This is a genomic window from Nocardioides sp. InS609-2 (assembly GCF_023208195.1).
In the GTDB taxonomy this organism is placed as follows: Bacteria; Actinomycetota; Actinomycetes; order Propionibacteriales; family Nocardioidaceae; genus Nocardioides.
This window is the reverse complement of sequence record NZ_CP060034.1, coordinates 2,438,130-2,459,439: the sequence shown is the minus strand read 5'-3', so window position 1 is coordinate 2,459,439 and position 21,310 is coordinate 2,438,130. Positions and strand designations below refer to the sequence as shown.

17 protein-coding genes and 1 pseudogene are annotated in these 21,310 nt (G+C 70.1%); 12 read left to right on the top strand and 6 right to left on the bottom strand.

What is annotated here, in order from left to right:
* Positions 1 to 3: 3 nt before the first annotated feature.
* Genes H4Q84_RS12710 through H4Q84_RS12695 form a run of 4 tightly spaced genes read left to right on the top strand, consistent with a single transcriptional unit; the run spans position 4 to position 6,942 of the window.
* Complete coding sequence (locus H4Q84_RS12710) at positions 4 to 891, top strand: ATP-binding cassette domain-containing protein (protein WP_248579466.1); 888 nt, start codon at positions 4 to 6, stop codon at positions 889 to 891.
* Positions 888 to 1,523, top strand: coding sequence for an ABC transporter ATP-binding protein (locus tag H4Q84_RS12705; RefSeq protein WP_248579465.1), 636 nt, complete (start codon positions 888 to 890; stop codon positions 1,521 to 1,523). Before H4Q84_RS12710 ends, H4Q84_RS12705 begins: the two co-directional genes overlap by 4 nt.
* Complete coding sequence (locus H4Q84_RS12700; protein ID WP_248579464.1) at positions 1,520 to 3,865, top strand: hypothetical protein; 2,346 nt, start codon at positions 1,520 to 1,522, stop codon at positions 3,863 to 3,865. Before H4Q84_RS12705 ends, H4Q84_RS12700 begins: the two co-directional genes overlap by 4 nt.
* The gene (locus tag H4Q84_RS12695; protein ID WP_248579463.1) at positions 3,862 to 6,942 is read left to right on the top strand and encodes an FtsX-like permease family protein; all 3,081 of its coding nucleotides are present in this window, start codon (positions 3,862 to 3,864) and stop codon (positions 6,940 to 6,942) included. The genes H4Q84_RS12700 and H4Q84_RS12695 overlap by 4 nt, the downstream gene beginning before the upstream one ends.
* A gap of 2 nt (positions 6,943 to 6,944) precedes the next feature.
* On the opposite strand, the gene H4Q84_RS12690 is transcribed toward H4Q84_RS12695, so the two are convergent.
* The gene (locus H4Q84_RS12690) at positions 6,945 to 7,328 is read right to left on the bottom strand and encodes a VOC family protein (RefSeq protein WP_248579462.1); all 384 of its coding nucleotides are present in this window, start codon (positions 7,326 to 7,328) and stop codon (positions 6,945 to 6,947) included.
* 165 nt (positions 7,329 to 7,493) lie between these two features.
* Complete coding sequence (locus H4Q84_RS12685) at positions 7,494 to 8,912, bottom strand: IS1380 family transposase (RefSeq protein WP_248583584.1); 1,419 nt, start codon at positions 8,910 to 8,912, stop codon at positions 7,494 to 7,496.
* A gap of 196 nt (positions 8,913 to 9,108) precedes the next feature.
* On the opposite strand from H4Q84_RS12685, the gene H4Q84_RS12680 reads away from it, so the two are divergent.
* The 6 genes from H4Q84_RS12680 to H4Q84_RS12655 all read left to right on the top strand — a co-directional run bounded on the left by H4Q84_RS12680 (position 9,109) and on the right by H4Q84_RS12655 (position 16,701).
* The gene (locus H4Q84_RS12680; protein ID WP_248579461.1) at positions 9,109 to 11,157 is read left to right on the top strand and encodes an ATP-binding protein; all 2,049 of its coding nucleotides are present in this window, start codon (positions 9,109 to 9,111) and stop codon (positions 11,155 to 11,157) included.
* A 112-nt stretch (positions 11,158 to 11,269) separates the two neighbouring features.
* Entirely contained in the window at positions 11,270 to 11,623 is a 354-nt protein-coding gene (locus tag H4Q84_RS12675; RefSeq protein WP_248579460.1) for a YciI family protein, read from the top strand.
* Complete coding sequence (locus tag H4Q84_RS12670; protein ID WP_248579459.1) at positions 11,623 to 12,849, top strand: DUF6596 domain-containing protein; 1,227 nt, start codon at positions 11,623 to 11,625, stop codon at positions 12,847 to 12,849. The genes H4Q84_RS12675 and H4Q84_RS12670 overlap by 1 nt, the downstream gene beginning before the upstream one ends.
* 55 nt (positions 12,850 to 12,904) lie before the next feature.
* Positions 12,905 to 13,117, top strand: coding sequence for a DUF3311 domain-containing protein (locus H4Q84_RS12665; RefSeq protein ID WP_248579458.1), 213 nt, complete (start codon positions 12,905 to 12,907; stop codon positions 13,115 to 13,117).
* Positions 13,117 to 14,757, top strand: a complete 1,641-nt coding sequence (locus H4Q84_RS12660; protein ID WP_248579457.1) for a sodium:solute symporter — start codon at positions 13,117 to 13,119, stop codon at positions 14,755 to 14,757. Before H4Q84_RS12665 ends, H4Q84_RS12660 begins: the two co-directional genes overlap by 1 nt.
* A gap of 189 nt (positions 14,758 to 14,946) precedes the next feature.
* Positions 14,947 to 16,701, top strand: a complete 1,755-nt coding sequence (locus H4Q84_RS12655) for a DEAD/DEAH box helicase (RefSeq protein WP_248579456.1) — start codon at positions 14,947 to 14,949, stop codon at positions 16,699 to 16,701.
* A 149-nt stretch (positions 16,702 to 16,850) separates the two neighbouring features.
* Here H4Q84_RS12655 and H4Q84_RS12650 read toward each other — a convergent pair whose 3' ends face one another.
* Both H4Q84_RS12650 and H4Q84_RS12645 read right to left on the bottom strand, forming a co-directional pair.
* Entirely contained in the window at positions 16,851 to 17,423 is a 573-nt protein-coding gene (locus H4Q84_RS12650; protein WP_248579455.1) for a YceI family protein, read from the bottom strand.
* 81 nt (positions 17,424 to 17,504) lie between these two features.
* Positions 17,505 to 17,657 carry a hypothetical protein gene (locus H4Q84_RS12645; RefSeq protein ID WP_248579454.1) on the bottom strand — a complete coding sequence of 51 codons (153 nt, stop codon included), beginning with the start codon at positions 17,655 to 17,657 and terminating at the stop codon, positions 17,505 to 17,507.
* Between the two features lie 187 nt (positions 17,658 to 17,844).
* Between H4Q84_RS12645 and H4Q84_RS12640 the strand changes: the two genes are divergently transcribed.
* Both H4Q84_RS12640 and H4Q84_RS12635 read left to right on the top strand, forming a co-directional pair.
* Positions 17,845 to 18,720, top strand: a complete 876-nt coding sequence (locus H4Q84_RS12640; RefSeq protein WP_248579453.1) for a TraM recognition domain-containing protein — start codon at positions 17,845 to 17,847, stop codon at positions 18,718 to 18,720.
* A complete protein-coding gene (locus tag H4Q84_RS12635; RefSeq protein ID WP_248579452.1) occupies positions 18,717 to 19,232 on the top strand; it encodes a DUF4913 domain-containing protein in 516 nt (171 codons plus the stop codon). The genes H4Q84_RS12640 and H4Q84_RS12635 overlap by 4 nt, the downstream gene beginning before the upstream one ends.
* Here H4Q84_RS12635 and H4Q84_RS12630 read toward each other — a convergent pair.
* Both H4Q84_RS12630 and ltrA read right to left on the bottom strand, forming a co-directional pair.
* Positions 19,220 to 19,708 (bottom strand): annotated as a pseudogene (locus H4Q84_RS12630) (DDE-type integrase/transposase/recombinase); the annotation flags it as partial. The gene H4Q84_RS12635 and the pseudogene H4Q84_RS12630 overlap by 13 nt on opposite strands.
* A gap of 107 nt (positions 19,709 to 19,815) precedes the next feature.
* The gene (ltrA, locus tag H4Q84_RS12625) at positions 19,816 to 21,279 is read right to left on the bottom strand and encodes a group II intron reverse transcriptase/maturase (RefSeq protein WP_248579451.1); all 1,464 of its coding nucleotides are present in this window, start codon (positions 21,277 to 21,279) and stop codon (positions 19,816 to 19,818) included.
* Positions 21,280 to 21,310: the final 31 nt, after the last annotated feature.

Sequence of the window (21,310 nt, the reverse complement as noted above, 5' to 3'; positions counted from 1 at the left end):
GGGGTGTCAGCAGGAGCAGTCGAGTTTCGGGAGCGGGACGCCCGGGCACGGGGGATCGGCGTGCGGTGCCAGGGCGTCGTACATCTCTATCGGACCTTCGAGGGCCACGATGTCGTCGCCCTGCGTGGCGTCGACCTCGAGATCGCGGCGGGCGAGCGGGTGGCGTTCCTCGGCCCCAGCGGCTCGGGCAAGTCGACTCTTCTTCAGCTGCTCGGCGGCATCCAGCGTCCCAGCGCCGGCCGGATCTTCCTCGGTGACGAGGAGATCTCGCGGATGGGCGAGCGCTATCTCGCCCGCATCCGCTCGCGCAGCGTCTCGACGATGCTGCAGGGCGCGATCCGCAACCTGCTGCCGTATGCGACTGCCCGGCAGAACATCGGCTTCGCGCGGCTGGCGCTCTCGTCGGCCGACCGCCGCGACGCGATGCTCGAGCGCGAACTGCTCGGTCGCGTCGGCCTCGACGAGCAGGCCGACCAGACCGTCTCGACGATGTCCGGTGGCCAGCGGCAGCGGCTCGCCCTGGCCTGTGCGGTGTCGACCGGGCCCGAGCTGCTGCTCGCCGACGAGCCCACCAGCCAGCTCAGCCACAAGGACCGCGACCACGTGCTGCACTTGATCCACTCCGTCGGCGACGACTTCGGCACCACCATCGTCGTGGTGACCCACCAGCCCGAGGTGGCCGCGACGTTCCCGCGGACGGTCACCATGAAGGGCGGCCGGGTCGGGGCCGAGGGTCGCGACGGCTCCGAGTACGTCGTCATCGGCGCCGACGGCGACCTGCACCTGCCCGGCCACCTCTCCACCGAGTGGCCGCCCGGCACGCTCGTGCGCATCGAGGACGAAGGCACCGGCCGGCTGGTCATCTCGCGGGCCGACGAGGAGAGCCAGTGACCGACCTCGTCGCCGCGGGCATCACCTACGCCGTCGGCCGGACGTTGCTCGACGACGTGTCGTTGACCTTCCCGGCCGGCGCCCTGACCGCGCTGTCCGGCCCGTCCGGCTCCGGCAAGACCACCCTGCTCTCGATCGCGGGTGGTCTCCTCGAGCCGACCGTCGGCACCACGTCGTACGACGGCGCCTCGATGTGGCAGGGCACCGGTGACCCGCGCCGCGACGTGGCGTTCGTGCTGCAGGTCTACGGCCTAGTGCCCATCCTGTCCGCCCGCGAGAACGTCTCGATCGCGCTGCGTGCCCGCAACGTCGACCCGGCCGAGGCCGACGAGCACGCCGAGGCGGCGCTGGCCCGCTTCCACATCGCCGACCTCGGTGATCGCCAGGTCGAAGAGCTGTCGGGTGGCCAGATGCAGCGCGTTGCCTGCGCCCGCGGCTTCGTCGTCGGTGCCGGCATCCTGCTCGCCGACGAGCCGACCAGTGAGCTCGACGAGGGCAACCGCGGGCTCGTGCTCGCCGAGCTGCGGGCCGAGGCCGAGCGCGGCAGCGTCGTCGTGGTCGCCACGCACGACCCGGCCGTCGTGGCGACCTGCGACCTCCACTACGCCCTAGACGAGGGCCGGCTCACGTGACCCGCCTGCTCCGCGGCGCCTGGGCGCGCCGCGGGACCTTGCTGTCGCTGGTCGCGATGACGCTGGTCGTGGTGGCCGGTGCGGTGACGGTCACCCGCTTCGCCGACGCGGCCGGCACCTCGCCCTGGCTGGCGCTGCCCCTCTACCTCCTGGGTGCGGTGGCGATCTCCGAGAGCGGTCGGGCCCTCGCGTCGCGGCGGCGCGAGGAGATCGGGCTGCACCGGCTCCGCGGCGTACGCGGGATCCGGCTGGCCTTCGCCCTCCTGGCCGAACCCCTGCTGGCGATCGTCACGGGTCTGTTGCTCGGGCTCGTCGTGGGTGCCCTGACGACGGTCGTCGTGACCGGCTGGTGGCTCGATGAAGCCGCGAAGCCGCTCGACGGTCGCGCCGTCGGGGTCGCCGTGCTGGTCGCGCTGGGCGGGCTCGTCTCCGTCGGCGTCGGCTTCGTGGGTGGCCTGCGCGAGCCGCTGTTCGCCCAGGTGAGCATCGCCGAACGACCTCGCCATGCCGGCACGACCGCGGTGTTCCTCGGCGTCCTGGTGATCGTGGGCGCCGCCGTGGCCGCCTACCGCGCCGGCGCGGGCAGCGCCGAGGACCCCGACGCCGTGGTGCTCGCCGGCCCCGCGCTGGTTGCCCTTGCCGCCGGACTGCTGACCAGCTGGCTCGTCCGCTTCGCGGCCCAGCGGCTGGCCGGACGCACGGCCACGTCCGGCATCGCCCCCTTCCTCGCCGTACGACGTCTCGGCAGGTCCGCCGACGCCGCGGCGCCCGTGCGGCTGCTCGTCGCGGCGAGCGTGCTCGCGGCGCTGACGCTCACCGGATCGCTGGCCGTCGCGAGCTGGGCCGATGACAGTGCCCGGCTCCGTGTCGGCGGGGCGCAGTACGTGCCGCTCGACGGCGGCGCGCTCGAGGCGCTCTCCGTCAGCCGCACGCTCGACCCTGAGGGCATGCACCTGATGGCGACCACGTCCAACACGGTGGCGACGCAGGCCGATGACCGCCGCGCGTTCGTCGACGTCGCGAGGTACGACGCGGTCGTCGGTGACTACTTCGACGGCACCCCGGCGGGCAGTGCCACGGCCGAGATCGGCGGGCTGGCCACGGGTCTCGAGCCGCGCGTGATCACCGGCGACAGCCTCGACGTCGGGGTGACCAACCTGGTTGATACCGACTACCCCAACGGCGTCATCGTGAGTGTCGCCTACGTCGCCGACGGCTCGACCACCTCGACGGCCGAGGCCGAGATCCGTTTCCCGGCCGGGCAGGACGGCGGCCGGCTCGGCGTTCCCGTCAATGACTGCACGCAGTCCTGTGTGATCCGCAGCATCCGCGTCGAGTCGCTCTTCCGGGTCAACTACGACGCCTTCGACGGCCAGCCGGCCGTCGCCGACTGGGAGTCATTCAGCGACCCGGGCTCGTCGCTGCTCGTGACCGAGCTCAGCCTGGGCGAAAACGACCTGCTCGACCAGACCTACGTCCCCCTTCCCGGCCTGGCGGCACCGGGCTACGGGGCGCTCGTCGTCAACCGCCCCGACGGTCTCGAGTTCCACGGCATGCGCCGGGGGTTCCCCGAGGTGGTGCCCGAGACCGGGTCCGGTGCGCTGCCGGCGCTGGTCACTCCGGGCACCGAGGCCGGCGACGTGATCCGTACGCCGGGCGGCCGCGACCGCACCCTCGACGTGCGCGGCACCGTCGCGGCGCTCCCCTTCGTCGCGTCCGGCGGGCTGCTCGCCGACTTGCCCAGCGCCCTCGTCGGCGACGACCCGACCGCGACCGGCGCCGAGGTCGGCATCGTGGCCGGCCCCGGCACCCCGGACTCGATGCTCGCAGCCCTCCTCGACGAGACCGGCACCCGGCCCCGCACCGCCGAGTCGGCCCGACAGGCGGTGTACGACGGGTCGGGCGCGCAGCAGGCCGGTGTCTACGTGCTGATGGCGGGCGCCTGCCTGCTGGTTGCCCTGATCGCACTGGCCAGCGCGATCGGCCGTCAGCGCAGCGAGCACCGCGCGCAGGTCGCTGCCCTCCGCGTCATCGGCGTGCCCGTGGGCACCGCCCGCCGAGCCGGTCGGCTCGAGCTGATCCTGCTGGCGGTGCTGACCGGGGCCGGCGTCTTCCTGGGTGGGTGGGTGGCGGTCCGGTTCCTGCTCGCGCACCTGCGCCTGGTCGCCGTACCCGCCTTCGACATCCCCGTCGACACCGCTGTGCAGTGGTGGCTTCTCGTCGGAGCGGCCCTCGTCGCCGCTGTGGCCGTGCTCGTGCTCGGCGGCCGTTCGCGCGACGTACCCGATCGGCTCACCCGGCCGGCGATGCTGCGCACAGGCGCCGGGGCGGTGCGCGCTTGAGCACCCTGGCGGGCACCGTGCTGAGGGGCATGCGGGCGCGCACCCTGTTGTCGATGGGGTCGGTGCTGCTCACCGCACTCGCCATCGGCTCTGCCGTGCTGGGCCCGATCTTCGCCGAGGCCGTGACCAACTCCTACGTCGTCGCGCGGCTCAACGCGGCCCCGCCGCAGCTCACCGGGGTGTCGTGGCGGCTCGACTCCGAGCGGGTGAGCGTGGTGCCTTCGCAGGCCCTCGAGCTGGCGGAGACCGCGGCCGTCGACGTGACGCCCGGTCCGTTCGGCGAGCCGGTCGGGCAACTGGAGAGTCGCCGCTACACCGGTCTGGGTGGCTCGGAGTTCTACTTCGCGGCCCGCGCGGGCCAGTGCGAGCACCTCGACATCGAGGGCCGCTGCCCGGCGGCGCCCGGCGAGGTGCTGGTGCTCGTGAGCGACCTCGAAACGCTGGGCATCCAGGTCGGCCAGGAGGCGCCGCTGCCCCTGGGCGAGCCGTCCCCCGACGCGGAGGAGCCGGTCGCGAGCCCGGTCACGTCGATGACGGTGGTCGGCAGCTACACCGCACCCGACGAGGAGCAGACCGGCTGGTGGTTCGACCCGGCGCAGCTGACGAGCACTCCGCCGCAGTTCGACAACCGGACCGAGAAGGTGCGCCCCCGCCGGCCGGCCCCGTTCCTGACCGTGCCCGGCACGTTCGACACCGTCCCGGATCGGCAGTGGGCGGCCTTCGTCGACGTGCCCCTCGTCGTACCTCCCGACGCGACCGTCGCCGACCTGCGCCAGGCGCGGACCTCCGCGGCCGTCTCGTTGAAGACGAAGGTCGACGTCGCCGGCGGCGAGATGGCGGGCGTCAACGACCTCAACGACCTGCCCGCCATCGACCGCGAGGTGCGGCTCCAGCAGGCCACCGCCCGCTCGTCGATCGCACCCGCCGTGCTGTCGCTGCTGCTCGTCGCGCTCGCCCTGCTGATGCGGCTGCTGATGGCCGCCTGCGAGCTGCGCGTGCCCGAGCTCGCCCTGGCCTCGCTGCGCGGCCTGGGGTCGCGACAGCTCTGGGCGCTGGGCGTGGCCGAACCGCTCGGACTCGTCGCCATCTCCGTGCCCATCGGTGCCGCGCTCGGCTATGCCCTGTCGTGGGTGCTCGCGCGGGCCTGGCTGGTGCCCGGTCTGCCGGTCCCGCTGCCGTGGGTGAGCATCGTCGCGGGGGTCGTCGTGGTGCTCGGCGCCGTCGCGGTGAGCGTGCTGGCCGTGCGGCTGGTGCTCGTGGTCTCGCTGGCCTCCCAGCTCACCGGCGTACGACGCCCGAAGGCCACCGGCCGCGGCGGACTGATCGCCCAGCTGGTCCTCGTGGCGCTGGCCGGCGTCGTACTCATCAGCAAGCTGGTGGGTGGCGCCGGGCAGGCAGATCCCGACGTGACCGACCTGGTCCTGCCGGTGCTGCTCGCGGTGGTCGCCGGTCTCGGGGCGACCCACCTGATCGCGATGGTGGCCCGCTGGTGGACGCGGCGCCGGTCCGGCAGCAGGTCGTTGAGCGGCTTCGTGTCCGCCCGGGCGATCTCGCGCCGTCAGGAGGGCACCCTGGTGATCCTGCCGCTGACCGCCGCCATCGCGGTGGCCGTCTTCGGGGTCGGTGTCTTCGACTCCGCCGCGACCTGGCGGGGCTCGGTGGCCGCCACGGCGTCACCCGCCGACAACGTGTGGTCCTCGCCGCTGCCGATCCGCGACACCGTCGCGCTCACCCACGAGGTGGACCCCGGTGGCACCTGGGCCATGGCCGCGGCAAGCGTCGCCACCCCGGGCCTGAGCCTCTCCGTGGTCGACGCGCCGCGGCTGGCAGCGGTCGCCCAGTGGCCCGAGTCCTGGACCCCCGGTCGCGACGCGGCCGATGTTGCGAAGAGCATCGGACCGACCGGCGGCGTACCCGTCCTCACCGGTCGCGAGGTGTCCCTCACCGTCGACAACCAGCTGGGCACCGCGGTGACGGTGGAGCTGCGGCTCGGTGAGCGGTCCGGTGTCCCGGGGCGTGCCTACCTCGGGGCGTTCGACGCCGGCGAGAGCACGATGACGGAGCGGGTCCCGTGCAGGCAGGGCTGCCTGCTCGTGGGCGCGACCATCGGCGGCGGTGCCGCCACCGCGATCGAGATGTCCGGCAGCCTCACCGTCACCGACCTCTCCGTCGACAGTGCAGTCGTGCCCGGTGCCCTCGACGACGCAGGCTGGGTGCCGTCACCCGAGCTGGCCGACGGCGTCGACCTCACCGTCCGGGCCGGCTCAACGCTGGCCCTCGACATCGACACCGGTGGCGAGGCCCGGGCTGCCCGACTCGCGACGGCCGGGGTCGCCACCGCACGTCCGGTGCTGCGCGGTGTCGACGTAACCGAGGCTGCGCTGCGCTCCTACGACGAGGGGTTCGGTGGCGTACCCCTCGTCACCGTCGGCACCGCCGAGAGCATGCCCTTCCTCGGCCCGGGGGGCGCGCTCGTCGATGTCACCCAGCTGACCAGCGACGAGGCGATCTACGACGACTTCTACGACGTGCGCGTGCTCGTACGCGACGGCGCCCCGGCCGCCATCCGTGACGCGCTGTCGGACCAGGGGCTCACCGTGGCCTCGACGCTGACCGAGGAGGTGCACACCCTCGACCAGGGCGCCTACGCGCTGGCGCTGCGGTTGTACGCCGTCGTCGCCGCGCTGGTGCTGCTGATGGCACTGGCGGGCCTGGTCGTTTCGACCGCCGTTCAGCTGCCCGCTCGGCGTCGGGACGCCGCGGCGCTGCGCGTGGTCGGTGTGCCCCGGCGCGCGGTGATGTCGGCCGCTGCCCGCGAGTTCGTGGTGGTGCTCGGGGGCGCAGCCGTCGCGGGGATCCTGGCCGGCACGCTCGCGCAGTACGTCGTGCTGCGCACCATCACGCTGGGCTACGTCGACGCGCTGAGCACGCCCGCCCTGATCGCGAGCATCGACCCGCTCCGGCTGGTGGTCCTTGCCGCCCTGGCGGCCGTCGTACTCGGCGTGGTGGCGTTCGTCAGCGCCGCGCTCACCGTGCGGGGAGCCCGGGGCTCGACGCTGCGCGAGACCGCCCGCTGAGCTCAACCAGTGGCGCTGGGCGCGAAGAGGCAGAACGGGTGCCCGGCGGGGTCGAGCAGCACGCGTACGTCGGGCTGTGGCTGCTGGTCGGCCAGGGAGGCGCCGAGGCCCTGCGCAGCGGCCACCCCGGAGGCCAGGTTGCTGACGGCGATGTCGAGGTGCACCTGCATCTGCTGGTCACCCGGCCCGGCCGGCCAGGCAGGCGGCACGTGCGACTCCTCGAGCTGGAACGACAGTCCGCCGGTGCCGCTGCGTGGCCCGATCCGGACCCAGTCGGGCTCGGACTCCCACACCTCCCAACCGAGAAGCGTGCAGTAGAACTCGGCGAGACCGCGGGGGTCGGGCGCGCCGATGACGGTGGCGGCCAGGGAGAACGTCGCTGACATGCCTGGCACCCTAGCCCCGGTCTTTCATGGAGGTAGTCGGACGGCTGCGCGTCGAGGTTGACGACGTGTGCGTTGCCTGGGCTGGTTCCGGGGTTGACCTGTAGGCCGACTGTCGCTGTCGGGTGCGGTTCTCCGGGTCCTCGGGTTGTGGGTGGGCGGGGATGTTCAGGCTGGTGGTGGGATCGCTGCGATGTTGGCGAATGTCGCGACGATCGCTGCCGCCCAGGGCCAGGTGTCGGGGATCCGGAGTTGTCGCCGGCGCCCGGTGTGGACCAGGCGTGCTGGTGCGTGCAGGAGTCGGTAGCGCAACGCTTTCGGCTCACAGCCGGCGAGCACAGCAGCCTCGCCGGTGAAGGCCAGAAGTCTGGTCCAGGCGGTGAGGTCGGCAGCGATCATGGTCGCTGTCAGCCAGGCCTGGTTGATCGCGAACTCACGTGAGGGGAATCTGCCCAGGCCGGTGTCCTTGGCGATCCGGATCCGGTCCTCGACGCGGGCGTGAGCACGGTGACGGGCTTCGAGGAACGCCAGCTGTCCGGTGGTGGTGTTGGTCGCGATCACTTGGTAGCGCCACCCGTCGGCTTCTTCGAACAGCGACAGCTGCGCACCGGGGTGGGGTCGTTCGCGGCGCACGATGAGCCGCATCCCGGGCGGCCATGCCGTCAGGTCAAGGAGGTCGGTGAGCTCGGCGACGTCACCACCTTCGCGGACCCCACCATCAGCATCGGACGCGGGTGTCCACACGTGCTTGGGGACGACCTTGATGGCTTCGCGGATCTTCTCGGTGACTGCGTAGCCGACGCTGTACTCCAAGCGACGTCCCCGCACGCGGCCTTGTTCGGTGAGCCAGGCCAGGAGCTTGTGGGAGGCACCCGCGCCATCGCTGCGGATCAGCAGGTTCTTGCGTTGTGCGGCGGGGACCTGGGCGATTGCCGCGGTGAGGACTTCGATGTGATCGGTCGCGGTGTTCGACCCCGCCTTCCCGGTCCGCAACGTGGCGGCGAGGAACTCGCCTGTGTTGTCGCACCACACCCCGATCGGGTGGTACCCGAACGTCCGCTTGAACGTCGCCGATGCCAACTCTTTCTCGGAGTGGGTGATCACGACCGTGGCATCGACATCGAGCACGACCACCTCACCGAGGTCGGTGCCGGCGACCTTCGAGGCAGGGAACCCTTCGGGTGAGGCGTTCATGAGTGCCCAGACGTGGCGCCGTGTCCTGGCTCTGGCCACGGCGATTTTCTTGACCTGCCCGGGGCTGATCTCATCCAAAGCCCGCCAGACCGTGGCCTGCGAGGCCACCGCACCGAGCACGGGTTCCTGGTGGCGCAGGACCTCGATGTCAGCGATCGCTTCACCGCCGTCGGCGATCATCACCGCGACATCGACCAGGACCCGGCCGCGGTCATGGGCAGGGGTGAACGAACGTCGTGCCAGGGCCTTCGAGAGCTGTCCAGTCAGCCCGGTCCGATCACCTACGAGACGCAGCCCGACGCTTCCCGCGTGGGCCACCACGCCGACACCGCCCCCAGTTACTGACAGACCCCTCGACCACGAACTACGCTTCACCTGCAGAGTGCCTTCCAGTTGGAGAACTTGTTCCGTCGCAAGACCAAGTTTCCCCTGCTGGGCAGGCACTTCTGTGTTTCTACGCGCCGATCAAGCCGCCGACCCGTGAATGATCCGGGCTAGGCCCACGGCGCCACTGGCAACACTGTCGCTGTTATCGGGCACACGAGCGCGATCTGCCCGATGATGACGTGTCGTCGTCGAACGGAGACCCATGACTACCTGGCCGGGCAGGCGGGCGCTGAGCTTTGCCGTGTGCCTCGTCATGATCGCGCTCCCGCTGTCCCTCGACGGTCTCGACTTCCGCGCGTACGGCGGCTATCCGGCTGTCGGCTTCGCAGTCGCGCTGCTCGTGTACGCCGAGCGCCACGGCCTCTGGTGGGCCCTGACTGCCGAGACGGCCGTGATCACCGTGGCCCTGTCGCGCACCTACGACCTGTCCCCGCTGCTGGCACTCGTCGGCAGCGCATCGCTCACCCTGCCGGCGTACGTCGTGTGGCGGTTTCTCACCTGCAACGGCACGGTGATCTTCGAGATGGACTCAATACTCGGGGAGCGCCGCTTCTTCGTGGCCACCGCACTCGGCGCCGCGGTCTGTGCGGCCATCGGCGGCAGCCTGTCCCTGATGGAGGTGAGTGCCGGCGATGCCCTGCTCACGACCCTGATGGCGTTCGTGAGCGCGCTGGCCGCGCAGCTCAGCGTGCTGCCGATCCTCAGCGACGGCTCCCGGTCCGCGGCCGGCAACAAGGCTGAGCGCATCCTCCAATGGGTCATGCTGCTCGGGGTCTCCGTGGTGGTGTTCTGGCCGCAGGGTCCGCTGACGATGCTTTTCGTGATCCTTACGGTGCTCGGCTGGGGCGCCAACCGCGGCTCGCCCCGCTCGTCGCACCTGCAGGTCATGCTCGTCTCGGTGGTGGCCTACGCGCTCACCTTCACCGGGCACGGCCCGCTGGCCGGCACACCCGCAGGGATGCCCATCAGCGCGAACCCGATCCTGCTCTACCTCTTCATCATGTCGTGCGCCTATCTGGCGATCCCGATCTCGGCGAGCATCTCGCGCCAGCAGCTCGCTTCGGCCGAGTCCACCCGCTCGGCGTCGACGATGGAGCGGCTGCTGGAGTCGGCACGACAGACGCTGATCATCACCACCGACCCGTACGGCCGCATCACCCGGGTCAACCGGGGGGCCGAGCTGATCTTGGGCTACGGCTCCGAGGAGCTCCTGGGCCAGAGCCCCGCCGTACTCCACCCGGAGGAGGAGATCGCTCGGCATGCCCGCAGGATGGGGCTGCCCGAGGACGACTTCGCGCAGGTGGCCCTGGCCATGGCCGCATCTGGCGAGCGCTGGGACTGGGAGATCGTCACCCGCGCGGGACCGCGCTACCTCTCGCTGAGCGTCACGCCGATCGACGGCGACGAAGGCTCGGTGGTCGGCTACGTCGCCGTCGGTGACGACACGACCGAGCGGCACGCGGCCCACGAGTCGATGCGGGCGGCCCTCGAGCATGAGCACGCGTCGGTCAAGCGGCTGCGCGAGGTCGACCGGGTGAAGCAGGAGCTCGTCTCCAACGTCAGCCACGAGCTGCGCACGCCGATCACGAGCATCCACGGGTACGCCGAGCTGCTGGCCGACGGTGCTATCGGCCGGCTCACCGGTGACCAGCTCGAGGTCGTGGCGCGCATCGACCGCAACAGCCAGCGGCTGATCCGGCTGGTCGAGGACCTGCTCACCCTCTCGAAGCTGGAGTCGGGTGCGCTGGTCCTGCACCGCAGCCCCACCGACCTGGGCGAGCTGGTCCGGGAGGTGGGACTGCTGCTGGAGGAGCAGCTCCGCGCAGGGGAGCTGGACCTGCGCCTGCACGTGCCCGACGTACCCGTGACCCTGCGTGCCGACGCCCACGAGCTCGAGCGGGTGCTGGTCAACCTGGTGGGCAACTCCATCAAGTTCACCCCCGGCGGAGGCTCCATCGACGTGACGCTGAGTGCCGGCCCGGAGAGCGCGGTGATCACCGTGTCCGACACCGGCCTGGGCATCGCCGTCGACGAGCAGGAGCAGCTCTTCGGCCGGTTCTTCCGGGCCTCCTCGGCTATCGACAACGCCATTCAGGGCACCGGCCTCGGGCTCTCGATCGCACACGCGATCGTGACCGCCCACGGCGGCACGATCTCCGTCGAGTCCGAGCCCGGAGCGGGTACGACGATGCGTGTCTGCCTGCCTCTTGAGGACGACGAGGTCGCCGACGAGCCGCTGTTCCGGCACTGATGCGGCTCAGTGCCGAGGAATTCTTTGGCAGAATTGTCGTATCGGCCCGATCCCGTTCGTGGGATGGCTGAAGAGAGGTCACCGGGCCTCTCCCGCTGAAGGAGGAACACCAATGACGCAGTACCTGCTCTCCGTGCACGGCTCGGTCGACGACCCGGATCCGAAGATGGAGGAGATCCAGCCCGTCTTCGACGCCGTCGACCGCTTCAACGAGAAGGTCAGGGCGGCCGGCGCCTGGGTGTTCGCCGGTGGCCTGCACCCGATCGGGTCGGCCACCACGGTCGACGGTCAGGGCGACCAGCCTGTCGTGACCGACGGACCCTTCGCCGAGAGCAAGGAGTACCTCGGTGGGTTCTGGATCATCGAGGCGGCCGATCTCGACGAGGCCCTCGACTGGGCGGCCCAGGGCTCGAAGGCCTGCGCCGGCAAGGTCGAGGTCCGGCCCTTTGCGGAGGAGCCGGCCTGATGTCGCCGCCGGACGACGCGGACGTCTCCGACGAGATCTCCCGCATCTTCCGCGAGGAGTACGCCGTCGTCGTCGCAACGCTTGCCCGTCGCTTCGGTGATCTCGACATCGCCGAAGAGGCGGCCGGCGAGGCGATCGTGGCGGCCATGGAGCGCTGGCCCGGTGACGGCGTACCCCCGAACCCGGGCGGCTGGCTGACCACCACCGGCCACCGCAAGGCCATCGACCGCATCCGCCGTGAGTCCACGCGCGACACCAGGCATCGGCAGGCAACCATGACTTACGACGACTCCCCACCACCCGACACCGGCCCGGTCGAGGACGACCGGCTCCGGCTCGTCTTCACCTGTTGCCACCCGGCGCTCGCGCCCGCTGCGCGGGTGGCGCTGACGCTCCGGCTCATCACCGGGCTGACCGTGCCCGAGATCGCCGCCGCGTTCCTCGTGCCCGAGACGACCATGGCCCAGCGCATCACCCGGGCCAAGGCCAAGATCAAGGCCGCGAAGGTGCCCTACCGGGTGCCGCGCCACGAGGACCTGCCCGCCCGCACCGCCGGTGTGCTCGCCGTCGTCTACCTCGTCTTCAACGAGGGCTACCTCGCCACCGCCGGCGAGGAGTCCATGCGCGACGACCTCTGTGAGGAGGCGATCCGGCTGGCCCGGTTGCTGCGGGTGCTGCTGCCCCGGGACCCCGAGGTCGCCGGCCTGCTCGCGCTGATGCTGCTCACCCATGCTCGCCGGCCGGCGCGCCTGAGCGACGGCGTACTCGTGCCGCTCGACGAGCAGGACCGCACCCGCTGGCGCCGCGATCTCATCGACGAGGGCCACGAGCTGGTGCGCGCGTGCCTGGTGCTCAACCGGCCCGGGCCGTACCAGATCCAGGCCGCCGTCAACGCCGTGCACACCGACGCGGGGACCGCCGCCGAAACCGACTGGTCGCAGATCGCCGCGCTCTACGGACAGCTCGCCAGCATCGACCCGTCGCCCGTGGTCGCGCTCAACCGGGCGGTCGCGGTGGCCGAGCTCGACGGTGCCGAGGTGGCGCTGGAGCTGGTCGACGGCCTCGACCTCGCGGCGTACCACCCGTGGCAGGCGACCCGCGCCGACCTCCTGCGCCGGCTGGGCCGGCATGCCGAGGCCCGGGCGGCTTACGACGCGGCGATCGCGCTGATCGACAACGAGGCCGAGCGGGCGTTTCTCGGCGGCCGACGAGCCGAGTTGATGTGAGGGATGTGACAGCGGTCACGTTCGGCTAGGGTTCAGCGGTAACTCGGAGGTGACGATGAACCGCACATGGGCCTTGATCTGCCTGATCCTGGCGCCGGCAGTGATTCTGCCGCTGCTGGTGGGCATCTACGACAAGACCGACCCGACCCTGCTCGGGTTCCCGTTCTACTTCTGGTTCCAGTTCGCGCTGATCCCGATGGCGGCGGTGCTGACCATCGCGGCCTACTACCTCTCCAAGCGCGCCGACCGTGAGCGGAAGGTGCGCTGATGGACGGCATCGCAGTCAGCATCTTCGTCTTCTTCTTCCTGCTCGTGACCGTGCTCGGCTTCGCGGCCGCGCGCTGGCGCCGCGCGGAGAAGATGGACAACCTCGACGAATGGGGCCTGGGCGGACGCGGCTTCGGCACGTTCATCGCCTGGTTCCTGATCGGTGGTGACCTCTACACGGCGTACACGTTCATCGCAGTGCCCGCAACGCTGTACGCCGGCAGCGCGGTCGGCTTCTTCGCGGTGCCCTACACGATCGTGGTCTACCCGCTGATCTTCCTGTTCCTGCCGCGGCTGTGGTCGGTCTCGCACCGGCACGGCTACGTCACGCCGGCTGACTTCGTCCAAGGCCGCTATGACAGCCGGCCGCTGGCGACGGCCGTCGCGCTGACCGGCATCCTCGCGACAATGCCCTACATCGCCCTCCAGCTGATCGGCATCGAGGTCGTCCTGCAGGTGATGGGGCTCCAGAAGGGCGAGGACTCGGCGTGGGTCCTCCAGCACCTGCCGCTGTTCATCGCGTTCGCCGTGCTCGCGGCCTACACCTACTCCAGCGGCCTGAGGGCGCCCGCCCTGATCGCGTTCGTCAAGGACATCCTGATCTACGTCGTGATCATCGTCGCGGTGTTCTACCTGCCCTCGCAGCTTGGCGGCTGGGACTCCATCTTCAGCGCCGCGCAGGACAACTTCGACGCCTTCAACGCCGAGAACGCCGACGGCATCGCAGCCGGTGACATCCCCGGCAAGGCGATGATCCCGCCCGCGGCGGCGCACTGGGCCTACGCGTCCCTGGCGCTCGGCTCGGCACTGGCGCTGTTCATGTACCCGCACTCGGTCACCGCCGTCCTCTCCACCAAGAACCGCTCGGTGATCCGTCGCAACGCGGCCCTGCTGCCGGCGTACTCCTTCCTGCTCGGGCTGCTCGCCCTCCTCGGCTTCGTCGCCATCGCCGCCGGGGTCAAGGTTGAGAACGCCCAGCAGTCGGTGCCACAGCTGTTCGAGAACGAGTTCCCGAGCTGGTTCGCCGGCGTCGCGTTCGCGGCGATCGGCATCGGTGCGCTCGTGCCGGCGGCCATCATGTCGATCGCGGCGGCCAACCTGTGGACCCGCAACCTCTACAAGGCCTACATCAACCCGGCGGCGACGCCGCAGCAGGAGGCCCAGCAGGCCAAGCTGATGTCGCTGGCCGTGAAGCTCGGCGCGCTGGCCTTCGTGCTGGGCCTGCCCAAGCAGTTCGCGATCAACCTGCAGCTGCTCGGCGGGGTCTGGATCCTCCAGACGATGATCGCGATCGTCGCGGGGCTCTACACCCGCTGGTTCCACCGGTGGGCGCTGCTCGCCGGCTGGGCGGTCGGCATGCTCTGGGGCACCTGGACGGCGTACGGCGTCCCGCTCCCCGGCGTCCCCGACTCGCACTTCGGCGGACCGCTCACGATGTTCCCGTTCACCGAGACCAAGGTCTACATCGCCCTGGTCGCGTTCCTGCTGAATCTCATCGTGTCGGTCGTGCTGACCGTCGTGCTGCGGGCGATGAAGGTCGACGAGGGTGTCGACCAGACGAGCGCGGATGACTACGGCGCCGATGCCGGCGACGAGGGCGTAGAGCCGGAGCTCGACCCGTCAGCTCCTGCCCACCCCTAGCCATGACCGCGGGATAGTCCGGGGCAATCCGTACCTTCGGAGCCACGGAGAGGTGCATTTTGCCCCGGACTACCCCGGGATGATTCGGGCCAGGCATCGAGGGCATCTGGTGGTCTCTCGACTCCGGGTGAGCGGAGTCGCACCCGGCACGAATCCCCTACAGGGCCGCTCAGCGACTACCGTTGACGGGTGGACGACGACCTGAGCACCGACCAGCCGACCTTTGCCGACCTCGGACTGGACGCCCGCGTGCTCAAGGCGGTGACCGATGTGGGCTACGAGTCCCCGTCCGCGATCCAGGCCGCGACCATCCCGCCGCTGCTCGAGGGCCGCGACGTCATGGGCCTCGCGCAGACCGGCACGGGCAAGACCGCGGCGTTCGCGCTGCCCATCCTCTCCAACCTCGACATGCGCCAGAAGTCCCCACAGGCACTGGTGCTCGCGCCTACCCGTGAGCTCGCGCTCCAGGTCTCCGAGGCCTTCGAGAAGTACGCCGCCCGCCTGCCCGGCATCCACGTCCTGCCGGTCTACGGCGGCCAGGGCTACGGCGTACAGCTCTCGGCCCTGCGCCGCGGTGTGCACGTCGTCGTCGGCACCCCCGGCCGGATCATGGACCACCTCGAGAAGGGCACGCTCGACCTCTCGCAGCTGAAGTTCCTGGTCCTCGACGAGGCCGACGAGATGCTCAAGATGGGTTTCGCCGAGGACGTGGAGACGATCCTGTCCGGCACCCCCGACAGCAAGCAGGTCGCGTTGTTCTCGGCGACGATGCCGTCCGCGATCCGCCGGATCACGGCCAAGCATCTCAACGACCCGGTCGAGGTGACCGTCAAGAACAAGACGCAGACGGTGTCGACGATCACCCAGCGCTACCTGATCGTGGCCTACCCGCAGAAGATCGACGCCCTCACGCGCATCCTCGAGATGGAGAACTTCGAGGGCATGATCGTGTTCGTCCGGACCAAGAGCGAGACCGAGGTGGTGGCCGAGAAGCTGCGCGCTCGGGGCTTCTCGGCCCAGGCGATCAACGGTGACGTGGCGCAGGTGCAGCGTGAGCGCACCATCAACCAGCTGCGTGCCGGCAAGCTCGACATCCTCGTCGCGACCGACGTGGCGGCCCGCGGCCTCGATGTCGAGCGCATCAGCCATGTGGTCAACTTCGACATCCCGACCGATCCCGGCTCCTACGTGCACCGCATCGGTCGCACCGGCCGCGCCGGCCGCAAGGGCGACTCGATCGCGTTCGTCACGCCTCGTGAGAAGCACCTGCTGCGGGCGATCGAGAGGGCCACCCGCCAGCCGATCACGCAGATGCAGCTGCCGACCGTCGAGGACATCAACGAGTCGCGGCTCAACCGCTTCGACGACGCGATCACCACGATGCGCGCCGACGCGGTGCGCCTCGACTTCTTCCGTGAGGTCGTCGGCCACTACGTGCGCGAGAACGACGTGCCCGAGCTCGACGTCGCCGCCGCCCTGGCTGCCGTGATGTACGCCGACAGCCCGCTGCTGCTGGACGCCCTCCCCGAGCCCGCGCAGCGCACCTTCCAGGGCAACGAGAGGGAGCGCCCCGAGCGCAGTGGCAAGCCCCGCGAGCGTGGCGGCCCGCCCGCTCGTGCCCGCCGCGTGGGCAACGACGCCAACCTCGCGACGTACCGCATCTCGGTCGGTCGCCGGCACAAGGTCGAGCCGCGCCAGATCGTCGGCGCGCTGGCCAACGAGGGTGGCCTCGGCCGCGCCGACTTCGGCCGGATCGACATCCGGATGGACCACTCGCTGGTCGACCTGCCCGTCGAGCTGCCCTCCGGCGCCTGGGACCGTCTTCGCGACACCCGCATCTCCGGCAAGCTCATCGAGCTGAGCAAGGACACCGGCGCCGCGCCGCAGCGTCGCGGCGGCGACGACGACGACCGGCCGGCCCGCAAGGCGCGGCACAAGGGCTGACGTCAGGTCCGGGGAGCTGCGAATGCGCGCGCCGCTGGTTGAGGCGCGAACGAAGAGAGCCTCGCAACCAAGGCGACCAACCGCCCTCGGTTTCGAGGCTCTTCGCTAGCGCTCATCGCACCTCGACCAGCGGGTGCGCAGTGCCAGGGTCAGACGTTCTTGATCGCCGAGATGTCGAACTCGAGGACGATCTTGTCGGAGACGAGGACGCCACCCGTCTCGAGCGCGGCGTTCCAGGTCAGGTCCCAGTCCTTGCGGCTGATCGTGGTGCGGCCCTCGAAGCCGATGCGCACGTTGCCGAACGGGTCCTGGGCCGAGCCGGTCTCCTCGAAGGGGATCGTCACGGACTTGGTGGTGCCCAAGATGGCGAGGTCGCCGGTGATGTTCCAGTCAGAGCCGTCGCGCTCGACCGAGGTCGAGGTGAACGTGATCTCGGGGTTGCTCTCCACGTCGAAGAAGTCGCCCGACTTCAGGTGGCCGTCGCGGTCGGCGCTGCCCGTGTCGACGGAGGCGACCTGGATCGTGACGTGCACCGACGAGGAGGAGGGGTTGGCGGCGTCGACGTGCGCGGTGCCGGCGAAGTCCTGGAACTGGCCGCGGACCTTGGTGACCATCGCGTGGCGGGCGGTGAAACCGAGGCGCGAGTGCGAGACGTCGAGCGTGTAGTCGCCGGTGATGTCGTCGATGGCGCTGGTGGGGGTGTCGAAGTCCTGCTGAGTCATGGGGTCTCCTTGGAGTAGTTGATTGGATATTCAACTACCTCAACAAGGAGGCCCGTGATTCATTCCCGGGGGTTGCCGTGGTCAGGCGGCGTGTGACTGGTGCAGGCCCGGCACCGGGGCGTCACTGACCCAGTGCGCCTCCATCCGGACGCGGCCCTTCTCGTCGCGGACCTCGACCCACTGCATGTGCAGACCGGTGGCCTGGCCCCGCTGAGTCATCTGTGAGTTGCTCATGTGACACCTCCCGTTCACCTTCTGTTCACCAGAGTACGCCGATCCCCACTGACGCGCCAACGCATCGCTGAAATTCGCGAGGGGTTCCCCACTTGCGGGGTCCATCGGTCGGCGACACGCGGAGGCAGGCTCCACTGGGTCGGTTCCAAGCTCGTCGAATGCCCCAATCGCTCGCCCGATCACGCAGGTGTACCTGTGGTTGACCGACCCCAACGACGACGAGCCGCCGCGGCTCCTCGATGACGCCGGCTACCCGCTCCAGGCCGCGTCCGTGCGAGGGGTCGTCGGGTCACCCGACAAGCAGCGTGCCGGGGTGTACGGCACTGCACAACAGACAGCGTCGTTCCTCACCAACTCCCGCGCCACCCAATGGGTCACCCCACCAGCAGCCGGCACGCCAGCGGAGTTCCGGCCCGAGGAGTTCGCCCGCGGCACCGGCACGTTGTACTCGCTGTCCAAGGAGGGCCGTGGCAACACCGCACCCTTGGTCACCGCGCTCACGGTCGCTGTGTGCGAGGCAGCCGAGGAGTACGCCGCCACCCAACCCGGCGGCCGGCTGGCCGTGCCCATGGTCACGGTCCTCGACGAGGCCGCCAACGTGTGCCGCTGGACCGAGCTACCGAACCTCTACAGCCACTACGGGTCACGCGGCATCGCGATCCTGACCTTCCTACAATCCTGGTCCCAAGGCGTCGAAGTCTGGGGCCGCGACGGAATGCGCAAACTCTGGTCGGCCGCCACGGTCAAGGTCTACGGCGGCGGCGTCAGTGAAGTCGAGTTCCTCGACGAGCTCTCCCGCCTCATCGGCGACTACCAGCGGCCCGAGGCCTCCATCACCCACAGCCGCGGCAACGGCCGCTCCACCTCCCACAGCCAGCGATCCGAACGGATCCTCGACGTCGCCGACCTCGCCGGGCTCGACCGCGGCCGCGTCGTCGTGTTCGCGGCCGGCTCGCTCCCCACGCTGGCCACACCCCAGCCCTGGTGGGAAGGCCCACACAAAACGGCCGTCCAGGCGTCGATCGACGCCCACGACGCAGCTGCGTCCGGTGATAGGCCATGACCGGGCTGGGGGAGTGGGACGACCCCTCACCGGACCACGACGCCGCCGGCAGCGGCACTCTGTGGGACCCCACTCGTGACCAGCCGGTCCGCGTGACCGCTGACGGGTCATTCGCCGGCACCGGCGAGGACACCCCGCCGCGCAGGTTCCGCACCGTCGATGCGTTCGTCGACGAGTTCCTCGCCCCTACGTGCTGGGTCGACGTCACCGGCTCCGCCCGCATCTGGTGCCCCGACTGGTGGCGCCACCCCGGCGCCGTCATCCGCCTCGAAGCGCTGCACCGGGCCTTCGAGTCCCTACGTCTCGACCCGGCTCTCGGGGTCTCGACCTGGCTACGCGACCACCTCGACTACCACCTGGGCGTGCTTACCGATCCGCAAGGACCGTTCAAGGGATGCACCATCGCCAAGGGCCACGACACAAACCGCGACCGCACCATCCCGACCACACCCGCACCTGCCGGGCTCGGGTCTGCTGCACGAACTGGTGACAGTTGCGGTTACGCAGCCTGAGTGGCTGGCGTGGTCATGATGGTCTCGTACTCGATGGGCGTCAATCGGCCGAGCGTGTCCTGTCGGCGGCGGCGGTGGTACTTCCGCTCGATCCAGGTCACAATCGCGATCCGGAGCGCCTGACGGGTCTCCCAGCGGCGCCGGTCGAGGACGTTCTTCTGCAGCAGGCTGAAGAACGATTCCATGGCCGCGTTGTCGCCCGCGGACCCGACCTGGCCCATCGAGCCGACCAGATGATGAGGGCCCAGGGCCCGCAGGAACTTCCGCGACCGAAATTGCGATCCGCGGTCGGAGTGGACGATGCAGCCGGCCACGTCATCACCTGCCGCAGCGCGCATCGCGACGGCGTTGTTGAGCGCCGCGACCGCGAGCCGGGACTTCATCCGCGAATCGATGGAGTAGCCCACGATCCGGTTGGAGTAGACGTCCTTGATCGCGCAGAGGTAGAGCTTGCCCTCGGCGGTGCGATGTTCGGTGTAGGGGTCGGACCGGGGCGCCCTGCCAGCCTTTCGGCTGGTGGGTCTCCCTGGCCCGCCCTCCGAACCGGACGTGCGACTTTCACCGCATCCGGCTCTCCACGTGGTCATGCCGTTGGTGCGGGTGATCCCTTTGTCGGTGCGCTCGACCATGGTGTGGGGATCTTGGTGCCCCGGTAGCGGTAGCGCTCGATAACGATCGCTTCCGGTCGGAACATCTCGATTCCTCCGGCGCGGATCTGCCAACCGGGCAGGTAGCGCCGGACCAGGGTGTGCATATTCAGCCCGACGTGTCGTTTGCGGAGCCAGCCGACGATCCGCCAGAAGGCGAAGTGATCGACGTAGCCGAACGTCCGCGAGGACACGCCGTGACGGAAGTAGTTGCACCAACCCCGCAGCACCGGGTTCAACCGGCGCAGCAGGTCGGCGAGCGTTCGATGTTTCGCACGACGCGTCAGCGTCCGCACCTTGGCCATCACCGAAGCCAATGACTTCTTCGACGGGTAGGTGTAGATCGCCGTCTTGCCGGTCCGGCTCCGCCAGGTCCGGCGCTGGATGCGCCAGCCGAGGAAGTCGAACCCCTCATCGATGTGGCAGACCCTCGTCTTCTCTACCGACAGGCGCAGGCCCATCGGCGCGAGCACCGCCCCAACCTCGTCCCACAGCGCTTCAGCATCGGCGCGTTGTCCGTGGATGAGGACCACGAAGTCATCCGCGTAGCGGACGAGCTTCATGACCGCACCACCGGCACGTCGGTGCTTGGCGCGCGTCCATTCCGGTCCGAGCCCCTCCCATTTGGCGGCGAAGTGCTCATCCAGCACGGACAGGGCGATGTTGGCCAGCAGCGGTGAAAGGATCCCGCCTTGAGGTGTGCCGGTGATCGTCTCGCGGTTGATGCCGTCCTCGGTGAGGACCCCGGCCCGCAAGAACGCCTTCACCCAGCCCAGGACCCGTTTGTCCCCGACACGATGTCTCACCCTGCCCATGAGGGCGGTGTGGTCGATCTCGTCGAAGCACGCCTTGATGTCTGCCTCGAACACCCACTCATAGTTCCGAGGAGGTGAGGCGAGGAAGTGGATCTCGGCGATCGCGTCCTGGGCCCGGCGCCGCGGGCGGAAACCATAGGAGCATGGTTTGAAGTCCGCCTCGAAGATCGGCTCGAGCACCAGTTTCAACGCAGCCTGCACGACCCGGTCACGGGTAGTCGGGATCCCCAGGCTTCGGACTTTGCCCGACGCCTTCGGAATCGTCTTCTCCCGCACCGGCAGCGGCACGAACGCACCGGCCTTCAAGTCCTCACGGACCCCGGCCAGCAGGTCGACCGCGTCCCGGTCGACGCCGCGGGGAGTGACCCCGTCGACACCGGCGGTCCGTGCGCCCTTGTTGCCCCGCACCCTGTGCCACGCCACGACCAGGAACGCCGGGTCGTAGACAAGGTTGGCGAAGTCATCGAAGCGACGGCCAGGATCGGCCACCGCCCATCGGTGCAGCTTCTTCTGCATCCTCAGTACCCGCCACTCGGCCTCTTCCCGCTCGGGGAAGACATCGAGTGCCGGTTCGCCGGTATTCACCAGCGACCTCCTGAAGGTGCGTGGTTGCTGC